We start from the raw sequence: 12,633 nt of genomic DNA on the forward strand, positions 1-12,633 counted from the left end.
TCAACTTAATAGATGGTTTAGTACTGGGCTTAATAGGTGTGCGCTTTGTCACTGCTAAGCTGGCGATAGGCGATAATGCAATGGAATACTGCCTCACTACTCCCTGGGTTAAAGTAAGAGTGTGATTGGTCGGCACAGAAGCGCAGACAATCTAAGGGCTGTAAATTAAAATGGTCACCATCAACCTCAACCACTAGCTCACCCTCAATAAGGCAAACCAGCTCCACCACCCCCTCCGTATGGGCCTCTGATTGATAATGGTTACCTGCATCTATGCGGGCAATCTGCACATCAAAGGTGCACTGTTCTTGCATGTTAGTCATGGCATGAGCTAAAAACTGACCATCGGGACTACTCATATCGGCTTGCTGGGTAAAGCGGCTGATTTGAGGGGGCATGTCTTGCCCCAGCAAACTAGAAAAAGGCACACCCAAACCGTTGGCAATTTTCCATATGACTGACAAAGTAGGATTGCCCTCACCCCGTTCAATGTTGCCCAGTGTGAGCTTGTTCACACCCGCCTTATCGGCCAATGCGTCAAGAGACTGACCTTGCTGCTGACGCACCTTTCGCAAGCGCAAACCTAACCGCTGGCCAGCTAATTTAAAACCAATTTCTGGATTGGGTTTAAGCATAGTCATTCCCATTTAGATTCATTAATAATTCATAATAATAGTATATTATATTAATCTAAGAGTATATTAAAAATAACTTTTTAACGTCATAAACTTAGCTTGGTGGTGTTTTACCAAGATAAACACCCACATAGACATAAATTAACATTTGAGGATTTAAAAATAAGCTAGCTCAATGTTGATCAACATTGCTTGAAAGAAGATGTACAGTGATGCATTTAGTTTATTAGTAAGCTTGATCGTTTAGGGAGGGCAATCTACATCAATTAAAAATAATGCAAGGAGCATTTATTGAGGTTTGTAAAAGTAACTGTACCCATAATTAACCAATCCGTATGCCGCCCTAACCATCACTCACTTTTAAGCAAGGTACAGCATGGGTCTGAAGCCTGGCGGTTTAGTTCATCTTGTTCTAATGTCTTTTTTTCAGCACTTTGCTGACTAGTTTGCTGCTCAAGCCAAAACGATTGCCCAGAGCAGGCAGCTACGAAGAATGCTTTAGGCGCTCGAGAGTTTGTGTACTGCACATATTGGCGAATATCACGATGTGCAATTAGCACAGTAGGTGCTGTATCAATTTGGGTTTGGCTGAGGCCTATAGTCCCATTTGACACCTGTTCATCAATGACACTGCACTGGCCGTCACCTTGGCTAAAATGGGCACAAAAAAGCCCCCTTGATTTGCACCAAGGAGGCTTTTTTACAGCTTATATGTTAGCGATTAAGCTAGGATACGAGCCACAACACCAGCACCAACAGTACGGCCACCTTCGCGAATAGCGAAGCGTAAACCTTCATCCATGGCGATTGGGTTAATGAGCTCAACAACCATTTGGATGTTGTCACCAGGCATAACCATTTCTACGCCTTCTGGCAATTCACAGGCACCTGTGATGTCCGTTGTACGGAAGTAGAACTGTGGACGGTATCCCTTAAAGAAAGGAGTGTGGCGTCCGCCTTCGTCTTTGCCTAGTACGTATACTTCAGCTTCAAACTTGGTGTGAGGAGTGATTGAACCAGGCTTAGCCAATACTTGACCACGCTCTACATCTTCACGCTTAGTACCACGTAGTAGTACACCCACGTTCTCGCCTGCACGACCTTCGTCAAGCAACTTGCGGAACATCTCAACACCTGTACACGTAGAACGCGTAGTGTCTTTAATGCCAATCATCTCTACGTCGTTACCAACGTTAACGATACCACGCTCAATACGACCTGTTACCACAGTACCACGGCCTTGAATTGAGAACACATCTTCGATAGGCATTAAGAAATCACCATCGATCGCACGCTCTGGCTGTGGAATGTAGCTGTCTAACGCGTCTACCAACTTACGTACTGCAGTGGTACCCATTTCGTTAGTGTCATCACCGTTCAATGCCATTAAGGCAGATCCTGGAATGATTGGCGTGTCATCACCTGGGAATTCGTACTCGTCTAGCAACTCACGAAGCTCCATTTCAACAAGTTCTAGCATCTCTGCGTATTCTTCTGAGTCTGCGCCGCCGCAATCTTCAGCTAACAAGTCTGACTTGTTTAGGAATACTACGATGTATGGTACACCTACCTGACGTGACAAAAGGATGTGCTCACGTGTCTGAGGCATTGGGCCATCAGTTGCGCCACATACCAAAATAGCACCGTCCATCTGGGCAGCACCAGTGATCATGTTCTTCACATAATCAGCGTGTCCTGGACAGTCAACATGGGCGTAATGACGCTGCTCAGAATCATATTCAACGTGTGAAGTTGCGATGGTGATACCACGCTCGCGCTCTTCAGGGGCGTTGTCGATCTGAGAGAAGTCTTTTAGCTCTCCGCCAAACGCTTCTGCACAAACACGAGTCAATGCAGCTGTTAATGTAGTTTTACCGTGGTCAACGTGACCAATGGTGCCGACGTTTACGTGCGGCTTATTTCTTTCAAACTTTTCCTTAGCCATGGGTAGAATCCTCTAAAAAGTTAGGCTTGATTAGTTACCGCTTCAGCAATATTCTGAGGCGCTTCTGAATAGCATTCAAATTCCATAGAGTAGCTGGCGCGACCCTGAGTTGCAGAACGCAAATCAGTAGCATAGCCAAACATTTCACCCAATGGCACTTGTGCATTGATGATTTTACCAGCGGAGCTGTCATCCATACCCTGAACTATCCCACGACGACGATTCAGGTCTCCCATCACGTCTCCCATGTTCTCTTCTGGGGTTACCACTTCAACCTTCATCATCGGCTCTAGCAAACACGGGTCGGCTAATTGAGCAAACTTCTTCAAACATTGAGAAGCGGCGATTTTAAAGGCCATTTCGTTGGAGTCAACGTCGTGGAAGGAACCGTCATACAAACGGGCTTTAAGCCCCAACAAAGGATAGCCGGCAATAACGCCATTTTTCATCTGTTCTTCAATTCCTTTATGTATGGCTGGGATGTATTCACGAGGAATAGCACCACCCACGATTTCGTTAATGAATTCTAAACCTTCTTCATCAGAAGGGCTAAACTCAATAACAACGTGACCATACTGACCGCGACCACCAGACTGACGGACAAACTTATGATTGCCGTCAACGGTAGCACGAATCTTTTCACGGTAGGCCACACGTGGCTTACCAATGTTGGCTTCAACACCAAATTCTCGGCGCATACGATCAACGATGATATCTAGGTGTAATTCACCCATACCAGCAATGATAGTTTGGCCTGTCTCTTCGTCAGTTCTAACTCGAAAAGAGGGATCTTCCTGAGCTAGCTTACCAAGAGCAACACCCATTTTCTCTTGATCAGGCACAGAGCGTGGCTCTACAGCTACAGAGATAACAGGTTCGGGGAATTCCATGCGCTCCAGAACAATTTTATTGTCCACTGAGCATAGGGTGTCTCCGGTAGTCACGTCTTTAAGACCGATCGCCGCAGCAATGTCTCCGGCACATACTTCTTTGATTTCTTCTCGGTCGTTAGCGTGCATCTGCACCATACGGCCTACACGTTCACGCTTTTCTTTAACAGAGTTAAATACGTGATCGCCAGATTTCAATACGCCTGAATAAACTCGCATAAACGTTAGCGTACCCACAAATGGGTCCGTAGCGATCTTAAATGCCAGGGCAGAAAACGGGGCACTGTCATTGGCTTCGCGAGTCGCCAATGTACCTTTACCGTCGTCTAATGTACCCTCAATAGCCTTTACTTCAATTGGTGACGGCATATATTCAATAACTGAGTCTAATACCGCTTGCACGCCCTTGTTCTTAAACGCTGAACCTGCGTGCACCAACACAATCTCGTTGGCTAACGTACGCTTGCGCAAGCCGGCTTTAACTTCCTCCATAGAAAGGTCACCTTCTTCAAGGTACTTTTCCATTAGGTCGTCATCTGCTTCGGCTGCGGCTTCAACTAACTGCTCGTGGAAAAAGTCAGCCTCGTCTTGCATATCAGTAGGAATATCTTCCAACTCATACGTCATGCCTTGGTCTTCTTCATTCCACATGATGGCTTTCATACGAACAAGGTCGATAACACCCTTGAATTCGTCTTCTGCACCAATGGCTAGCTGAATGGGCACAGCATTGGCACCAAGACGTTCCTTAAGCTGCTCAACTACCATAAGGAAGTCGGCACCTGCTCGGTCCATTTTGTTAACAAATACCATGCGCGGTACGCCATATTTATTGGCTTGACGCCATACGGTTTCTGTCTGTGGCTGAACGCCGGAAGTCCCGCATAATACCACCACTGCACCATCTAATACACGCAAGGAACGCTCAACTTCTATAGTGAAGTCTACGTGCCCTGGGGTATCAATAATGTTGATGCGGTGGTCTTCGAACTGCTGGCTCATGCCTTTCCAAAAACAGGTAGTCGCCGCCGAAGTGATAGTGATACCACGTTCTTGTTCCTGTTCCATCCAATCCATTGTGGCTGCACCATCGTGCACCTCACCGATTTTATGGGACCGGCCAGTGTAAAACAACACGCGCTCAGTAGTCGTGGTTTTACCCGCGTCTACATGAGCAACGATACCGATGTTACGGTACCGATCTATTGGAGTCTTACGAGCCATGACAGTTCTCTCTATTCTCTCAGGTCTGCTTAGAAGCGGAAGTGAGAGAAGGCTTTGTTAGCTTCAGCCATACGGTGAACGTCTTCACGCTTCTTAACCGCAGCACCTTTGCCTTCAGCAGCGTCTAGGATCTCACCAGCAAGACGCAAAGCCATAGACTTTTCGCCACGCTTGCGTGAGTAGTCTACCAACCAACGCATGGCTAGGGCAGAACGACGTGCAGGACGTACTTCAACTGGAACTTGGTAAGTCGCACCACCAACACGGCGAGATTTAACTTCGACCATAGGTTGGATAGCTTCTAACGCCGCTTCAAATACTTCTAGTGGATCGCCGCCTTTACGCTCAACGATTTTTTCTAGAGCACCGTAGACGATACGCTCTGCGACAGATTTCTTACCAGAGATCATGACATGGTTCATGAACTTGGCTAGGGTGACGTTGCCAAACTTAGGGTCTGGCAGGATGTCACGTTTGGCGACAACTCTTCTTCTTGGCATGATGGGCCTCAAATATACTTCAGGTTATGTTCAGGAATTAACACTCATAATTAAGTGCTTACCTGGCCTTACTCTTATCGGTTCTCGATAAGTCTCATGGCCAGCTGCTAAAAAGCAATCTGGCTAACAGCAACGACTTGCGTAGTTACTGCCCGTCCTAGCTGGCGGGTGTTATAAACAACACCACCCACTAAGGAAAGTTTCATTAAGACTTAGGACGCTTAGTACCGTACTTAGAACGACTCTGTTTACGATCGCTCACGCCGGATGTATCCAAAGAACCACGTACTGTATGGTAACGAACACCTGGCAAGTCTTTTACACGACCGCCACGGATCAATACAACACTATGCTCTTGTAGGTTATGACCTTCACCGCCGATATAGGAGGTAACTTCAAAACCATTTGTCAAACGCACGCGACATACTTTACGTAGAGCAGAGTTAGGCTTCTTAGGGGTAGTTGTATAAACCCTTGTGCAAACGCCACGACGCTGAGGACAAGCCTGCAATGCAGGTACATCACTCTTAACAATCTTGCGCTTACGAGGCTTACGAACCAACTGGTTAACTGTTGCCATTATGCAAACTCCACATTCTTCATCGGCACAACACTAACAACCTATTTGCTAGTACCGCCGAAATACCCAAAAATACACAGGACTATATTTGCCTGCCAATTTCGGGCGGTGAATTATATTCGCTTTGGTAGAGTAGCGTCAAGCAAGGCAAAGCCTATTTTTAGCCTGCGTCGACAAATAAATGGCTAATTTAACCCCTGACATGTGCAACAAAAGCGCAAAACGCATACAAAAGCACAAAACAAGGCTAATTAACTCAACATAGGCGATCTTTAGCCTTGTTTTTGTTCGATATAAGCACGCTATTCCTGTACAATACCGCGACTTTTTTAAGACTGTAACTAACTGGAGCCCTCATGGCTGACTTAAACTTATACCGTAATATCGGTATTTTTGCTCACGTAGATGCGGGCAAAACCACGACCACAGAACGTATTCTTAAGCTTACGGGTAAAATCCATAAGACCGGTGAAGTTCATGATGGCGAATCCACTACAGATTTTATGACACAGGAAGCTGAACGCGGAATAACTATCCAGTCTGCGGCAACCACATGTTTCTGGAAAGACCATCGCATGAACATCATCGATACTCCAGGACACGTAGACTTTACAGTAGAAGTATACCGCTCTCTTAAAGTACTTGACGGTGGTGTAGGCGTATTCTGTGGCTCTGGCGGCGTAGAGCCTCAGTCTGAAACTAACTGGCGCTATGCCAACGAATCAGAAGTGGCGCGTATCATTTTGGTTAATAAGATGGACCGTATGGGCGCAGACTTCCTTCGAGTTGTTGGCCAAATAGAAACTGTTCTTGCCGCTAACCCGTTGGTAATGACATTACCTATCGGTACCGAAGAGAACTTCTCGGGCATGGTCGATGTATTGACAAAGAAAGCCTACGTATGGGATGACACTGGCTTGCCAGAAAATTACGAAATTCTAGACGTTCCAGAAGACATGGTTGACCTAGTTGATGAATACCACGAAAAACTGATCGAAACGGCGTTAGAACAAGATGATGATCTTATGGAAGCCTATCTAGAAGGTGAAATACCTTCTTTGGACGAAATTAAACGCTGTATCCGCAAGGGAACGATCGCACTAGACTTCTTCCCAACTTACTGTGGTTCTGCCTTTAAGAACAAAGGGGTTCAGCTAATTCTTGACGCAGTGATCGATTACCTACCAAGCCCAACAGAAGTTAAGCCACAGCCTTTAACCGATAAAGAAACTGGCGAAGCTAATGGTGAAGTTGCTCTCGTTGCTATTGAACAGCCATTACGTGCGCTAGCATTTAAGATTATGGATGACCGCTACGGCGCGTTAACCTTCGTGCGCATTTACTCTGGCACTTTAAAGAAAGGTGACACCATACTTAACTCTTACACAGGTAAGAGTGAACGTGTAGGCCGCATGGTAGAAATGCACGCAGACGAGCGTACTGAATTAAGTTCAGCTCAAGCTGGCGACATCATCGCTATTGTAGGCATGAAAAATGTACAGACTGGTCACACTCTGTGTGACCCTAAGCACGAATGTACTCTAGAGCCAATGATCTTCCCAGAACCAGTAATCTCTATCTCGGTAACACCAAAGGATAAGGCTTCTACTGAGAAAATGGGTATTGCTATTGGTAAGATGGTTGCAGAAGATCCTTCGTTCATCGTTGAAACAGATGAAGACTCAGGCGAAACTATTCTTAAAGGTATGGGTGAGCTTCACCTAGACATTAAGGTAGACATTCTCAACCGCACCTACGGTGTTGACCTTATTGTTGGCCAACCTCAGGTGGCTTACCGTGAAACCATTACGACTAAGCTTGAAGACAGTTACACGCACAAGAAGCAGTCTGGTGGTTCTGGTCAGTATGGCAAGATCGACTACATCGTTACCCCAGGTGAAACCGGTTCTGGCTTTATCTTTAAGTCTTCTGTTGTGGGTGGCAACGTGCCTAAGGAATACTTCCCAGCCATTGAGAAGGGCTTCCGCACAATGATGGTAGAAGGACCACTAGCTGGCTTCCCTCTTCTGGATGTTGAAATTGAATTGGTAGACGGTGGATTCCACGCAGTTGACTCCTCTGCTATCGCTTTTGAAATAGCTGCTAAAGGTGCTTACCGTCAATCTATGCCTAAGGCCGGCCCACAGTTGCTAGAGCCCATCATGAAGGTAGACGTTTACACTCCAGATGATCATGTAGGTGATGTCATTGGTGACTTGAACCGTCGTCGCGGCATGATTAACGACCAAGAAGCTGGCGTCACTGGTGTACGCATCAAGGCTAGCGTACCTCTTTCAGAGATGTTTGGTTACATTGGTCATTTGCGTACCATGACTTCTGGCCGCGGTCAGTTCTCAATGGAATTCCAACACTATATGCATTGCCCTAACAGCGTTGCTGAGAGAGTCATTGTAGAAGAAAAGGAACGTAAAGCGGCTAAGTAAGCTTCTTTACTAAAAAAAACCCCGCCTGGCTTAGTCAGTGCGGGGTTTTTTTGCCTTAAACAAGCTATTTAAGCTAAATAGCTCAGCCCTAGAATTTCGCAGGGCACAAAAAAACCCGAACGCGTCGGGCTTTTTAAGTGCTTCACTTCGTAGGCATTACGAAGCAAAATAGCATAGCAACCTAGCTAGACATTTCAGCACGTAAAGCTTCAGTTAGCGCTGCTTGCACCTCTTCTGCACTTACGGTTGAAACACCTTCAGAAGCACGCTGCTCTTGACGCTTACGCTTACGCTCTGAGTGATATGCTAAACCAGTACCGGCTGGAATTAAGCGGCCTACGACCACGTTTTCCTTCAGACCGCGCAAGTGGTCCTTCTTGCCAGTTACTGCACCTTCAGTGAGTACACGGGTAGTCTCTTGGAAGGACGCCGCCGAGATGAAGGATTCCGTAGCCAAAGAAGACTTGGTGATACCCAACAACACGCGCTGCATGTGCGACACAATCTTGTCTTCGGCAACCATCTTCTCATTAGCTTCTAAGTAGCGAGTGTATTCAACCTGATCACCTTTGATCAAGTTAGTGTCGCCAGAAGCAACCACATCTACCTTACGTAACATCTGACGCACAATGACTTCAATGTGCTTATCGTTTATTACTACACCTTGCAGACGGTATACGTCTTGCACTTCGGTGGTAATGTAGCGAGCTAGCTCTTCAACACCTAAAATGCGCAAAATGTCATGTGGGTTGAATGGGCCATCAGCAATAACTTCACCCTTCACTACTGTTTCGCCTTCAAACACGTTGAGTACACGCCACTTAGGAATAAGCTCTTCATAGTTGTCACTGCCGTCTGTAGGCGTAATGACTAGACGATTTTTGCCCTTAGTTTCTTTACCGTAGCTTACGATGCCAGAGACTTCTGCCAAAATAGCAGCTTCTTTTGGCTTACGTGCTTCAAACAAGTCAGCTACACGAGGAAGACCACCAGTGATGTCCTTCGTTGTTGCACTTTCTTGTGGAATACGTGCAACTACATCACCAATTTCTACTTGGCCACCATCTACAATAGACAACAAGGCACCACCAGGAAGAAGGTATTGCGCAGGTGCTCCAGATTCTGGGTTAATGATTTCGTTGCCTTTAGCATCAATCAACTTAATCATTGGACGCAAGTCTTTACCTGCCGCAGGACGTTCGCCTACAGTAAGCACTTGGATAGAACTCAAACCTGTTAAATCATCAGTCCTAAGACTAATGGTAAGGCCTTCATCTAATCCAACAAACTGCACAGTACCAGCCATTTCTGAAACGATTGGGTGAGTATGTGGATCCCACGTTGCAGCAATCTCGCCAGCTTCTACGCGTGCGCCGTCGACCACTTGAATCAAAGAACCGTATGGTAGCTTATAACGTTCGCGCTCACGACCGTGCTCATCAGTAACACCTAGTTCTACAGAACGAGAGGTGGTGACCATGTTGCCGTCGGTGCGGGTTACTGCTTTCAAGTTATGTAAGCGGATTTCACCACCATTCTTCACTTGAATTTTATCTTCTGCTGCAGCTCGAGATGCTGCACCACCAATATGGAAGGTACGCATGGTTAGCTGTGTACCTGGCTCACCGATTGACTGTGCAGCAACTACGCCTACAGCTTCACCAATGTTAACCTGATGGCCACGACCTAGGTCACGTCCATAACAGCTAGAACAGATACCGTAACGTGTCTCACATGTAATTGGCGAGCGGGTCTTTACTTCGTCTACAGATGACAAACTTTCATCATTCTCTAAACGCTCAACCCAAGCTTCGTCAATTAAGGTGTTTTTAGCAATCAACAGATCACCTGTGGTTGGGTTGATCACATCTTCTGCAATCATACGGCCCAAAATACGATCACCTAGTGGCACACGTACATCACCACCATCGATTACAGGTAGCATGGTTAAACCATTTTCAGTACCACAATCTACTTCAGTTACTACCAAGTCTTGTGCTACGTCTACTAATCTACGAGTTAGGTAACCCGAGTTAGCTGTTTTCAAAGCTGTATCAGCCAAACCTTTACGCGCACCGTGAGTAGAGATAAAGTATTCCTGTACCGAAAGACCTTCACGAAAGTTAGCCGTGATCGGTGTTTCGATGATTGAGCCATCTGGCTTAGCCATCAAACCACGCATACCACCCAACTGACGCATCTGTGCAGCACTACCACGAGCACCGGAGTCAGCCATCATGTAAACAGAGTTAAATGACTCTTGCTCAACTTCTTCACCTTCAGCGTTGATCACCGTGTCACTTTTCAAACTGTCCATCATGGCGCCAGCAACAAGCTCGTTGGCACGGGACCAAATGTCGATCACCTTATTATACTTTTCGCCTTGGGTTACCAAACCGTCACGGAACTGCGCTTCAATTTCGCGCACTTCTTCTTCCGCACCGTTGATAATAATTTCTTTCTTTTCAGGGATAACGAAGTCGTTAACACCAACAGAAGCACCAGAACGAGTCGCGTAAGCAAAGCCTGTGTACATTAATTGGTCAGCAAATATTACGGTTTCTTTAAGGCCAACATTACGGTAACAAGCGTTAAGCACAGTAGAAATATCTTTCTTCTTCATGGTCTTGTTGATCAAACTGTAAGGCATACCTTGAGGCATAATTTGGGACAAAAGTGCACGGCCAACAGTGGTATCAGTCACTGTGTCAGTGCCTTCCAATGTGCCGTCTTCGGCCTTCACATATTCAGTCACTCGAACTTTAACTTTGGCTTGCAAGTCTACGTGCTTAGCACCATAGGCCCGCTGCACTTCAGCTACGTCTGCAAATACCATACCTTCGCCCTTAGCGTTGATACAGTCACGAGTCATAAAGTAGATGCCCAGTACAACGTCCTGAGAAGGTACGATGATTGGGTCGCCGTTTGCTGGTGATAAAATATTGTTGGTAGACATCATCAAAGCACGACATTCAAGCTGAGCTTCAATAGTTAGCGGAACGTGAACAGCCATTTGGTCACCATCGAAGTCGGCGTTGTATGCCGCACAAACGAGGGGGTGAAGCTGAATGGCTTTACCTTCGATTAATACTGGTTCAAAGGCTTGGATACCCAAACGGTGAAGAGTGGGTGCTCGGTTCAGCATGACTGGATGTTCACGAATTACTTCAGCAAGGATATCCCAAACTTCGGCAGTTTCACGCTCTACCATCTTTTTAGCAGCTTTAATGGTGGTAGCAAGACCACGTAATTCTAGCTTAGAGAAGATGAACGGCTTAAACAATTCTAAAGCCATTTTCTTAGGTAAACCACACTGATGCAAGCGCAAGTATGGGCCCACTACGATAACCGAACGGCCAGAGTAGTCTACACGCTTACCTAAAAGGTTCTGACGGAAACGACCTTGCTTACCTTTGATCATGTCTGCCAAAGATTTCAACGGACGCTTGTTAGAACCAGTGATGGCACGACCACGACGGCCGTTATCCAATAAGGCATCTACAGACTCTTGCAACATACGCTTTTCGTTGCGTACGATAATGTCTGGCGCGCTCAGGTCTAACAAGCGCTTTAAGCGGTTGTTACGGTTGATCACGCGACGGTACAAGTCGTTCAGATCTGAAGTTGCAAACCGGCCACCATCTAGAGGAACCAAAGGACGCAAGTCCGGTGGTAAGATAGGCAGTACCGTTAGCACCATCCATTCTGGCTTGTTGCCAGAAGCCAAAAAGGCTTCCATTAACTTTAAGCGCTTAGATAGCTTCTTAATTTTAGTTTCAGAGTTAGTTGCTGGGATGTCTTCACGCAACTGGGCCGCTTCTTGGGCCATATCCAAATCTTTTAACAATGCTTGAATGGCTTCAGCACCCATACGCGCATCGAAGTCGTCACCAAACTCTTCCATGGCTTCAAAGTACTGCTCATCGTTCATCATCTGACCACGTTCAAGCGTGGTCATACCTGGATCGATAACAATGTAGCTTTCAAAATAAAGCACACGCTCAATGTCACGCAAAGTAATGTCTAACAATAAACCAATACGTGAAGGTAATGATTTAAGGAACCAGATGTGTGCCACTGGGCTAGCCAGCTCTATGTGGCCCATGCGCTCACGACGCACCTTAGCCAAAGCCACTTCTACGCCACACTTTTCACAGATCACACCGCGATGCTTCAAACGCTTGTACTTACCGCACAAACATTCGTAGTCTTTTACTGGGCCGAAAATCTTGGCACAGAACAAGCCTTCACGCTCTGGCTTGAAGGTACGGTAGTTTATGGTTTCTGGCTTTTTTACTTCGCCAAAAGACCATGAACGGATCATTTCTGGAGACGCCAAACCAATACGGATCGAATCGAACTCGTCCGAATGACCTTGGGCTTTCAATAATTTTAATAAGTCTTTCATTGCCTTC

8 protein-coding genes are annotated in these 12,633 nt (G+C 46.2%); 1 reads left to right on the forward strand and 7 read right to left on the reverse strand.

The window, feature by feature from the left end; translation table 11 throughout:
* Nucleotides 1–29: 29 nt before the first annotated feature.
* The 6 genes from ABXT60_RS11900 to rpsL all read right to left on the reverse strand — a co-directional run bounded on the left by ABXT60_RS11900 (nucleotide 30) and on the right by rpsL (nucleotide 5,774).
* Nucleotides 30–635 carry a helix-turn-helix domain-containing protein gene (locus ABXT60_RS11900; protein ID WP_443630335.1) on the reverse strand — a complete coding sequence of 202 codons (606 nt, stop codon included), beginning with the start codon at nucleotides 633–635 and terminating at the stop codon, nucleotides 30–32.
* Between the two features lie 350 nt (nucleotides 636–985).
* Nucleotides 986–1,249, reverse strand: coding sequence for a hypothetical protein (locus tag ABXT60_RS11905; RefSeq protein WP_443630336.1), 264 nt, complete (start codon nucleotides 1,247–1,249; stop codon nucleotides 986–988).
* 107 nt (nucleotides 1,250–1,356) lie between these two features.
* Complete coding sequence (gene tuf / locus ABXT60_RS11910; protein WP_443630337.1) at nucleotides 1,357–2,580, reverse strand: elongation factor Tu; 1,224 nt, start codon at nucleotides 2,578–2,580, stop codon at nucleotides 1,357–1,359.
* A 20-nt stretch (nucleotides 2,581–2,600) separates the two neighbouring features.
* Nucleotides 2,601–4,694, reverse strand: a complete 2,094-nt coding sequence (gene fusA / locus ABXT60_RS11915; protein ID WP_443630338.1) for an elongation factor G — start codon at nucleotides 4,692–4,694, stop codon at nucleotides 2,601–2,603.
* Nucleotides 4,695–4,723: 29 nt separating this feature from the next.
* Nucleotides 4,724–5,194 (reverse strand): 30S ribosomal protein S7, encoded by a 471-nt coding sequence (rpsG, locus tag ABXT60_RS11920; RefSeq protein ID WP_443628004.1) that lies wholly within the window; start codon nucleotides 5,192–5,194, stop codon nucleotides 4,724–4,726.
* Between the two features lie 205 nt (nucleotides 5,195–5,399).
* Nucleotides 5,400–5,774 (reverse strand): 30S ribosomal protein S12, encoded by a 375-nt coding sequence (gene rpsL, locus ABXT60_RS11925; RefSeq protein WP_443628005.1) that lies wholly within the window; start codon nucleotides 5,772–5,774, stop codon nucleotides 5,400–5,402.
* Nucleotides 5,775–6,130: 356 nt separating this feature from the next.
* On the opposite strand from rpsL, the gene fusA (ABXT60_RS11930) reads away from it, so the two are divergent.
* Nucleotides 6,131–8,218 carry an elongation factor G gene (fusA, locus tag ABXT60_RS11930; RefSeq protein ID WP_443630339.1) on the forward strand — a complete coding sequence of 696 codons (2,088 nt, stop codon included), beginning with the start codon at nucleotides 6,131–6,133 and terminating at the stop codon, nucleotides 8,216–8,218.
* Between the two features lie 181 nt (nucleotides 8,219–8,399).
* Here the strand turns inward: fusA (ABXT60_RS11930) and rpoC are convergent, their stop codons facing one another.
* Entirely contained in the window at nucleotides 8,400–12,626 is a 4,227-nt protein-coding gene (gene rpoC, locus ABXT60_RS11935) for a DNA-directed RNA polymerase subunit beta' (RefSeq protein WP_443630340.1), read from the reverse strand.
* Nucleotides 12,627–12,633: the final 7 nt, after the last annotated feature.

Origin of the sequence: Candidatus Njordibacter sp. Uisw_056, assembly GCF_047730085.1 — a bacterium.
Classification (GTDB): Bacteria; Pseudomonadota; Gammaproteobacteria; order Pseudomonadales; family Balneatricaceae; genus Njordibacter.

Excerpts from the sequence above, each read along its gene's own strand:
- ABXT60_RS11900 (WP_443630335.1), bottom strand. The coding sequence starts at position 635 with ATGCTTAAACCCAATCCAGAAATTGGTTTTAAATTAGCTGGCCAGCGG.
- tuf (WP_443630337.1), bottom strand. The coding sequence starts at position 2,580 with ATGGCTAAGGAAAAGTTTGAAAGAAATAAGCCGCACGTAAACGTCGGC.
- fusA (WP_443630338.1), bottom strand. The coding sequence starts at position 4,694 with ATGGCTCGTAAGACTCCAATAGATCGGTACCGTAACATCGGTATCGTT.
- rpsG (WP_443628004.1), bottom strand. The coding sequence starts at position 5,194 with ATGCCAAGAAGAAGAGTTGTCGCCAAACGTGACATCCTGCCAGACCCT.
- rpsL (WP_443628005.1), bottom strand. The coding sequence starts at position 5,774 with ATGGCAACAGTTAACCAGTTGGTTCGTAAGCCTCGTAAGCGCAAGATT.
- fusA (WP_443630339.1), top strand. The coding sequence starts at position 6,131 with ATGGCTGACTTAAACTTATACCGTAATATCGGTATTTTTGCTCACGTA.
- rpoC (WP_443630340.1), bottom strand. The coding sequence starts at position 12,626 with ATGAAAGACTTATTAAAATTATTGAAAGCCCAAGGTCATTCGGACGAG.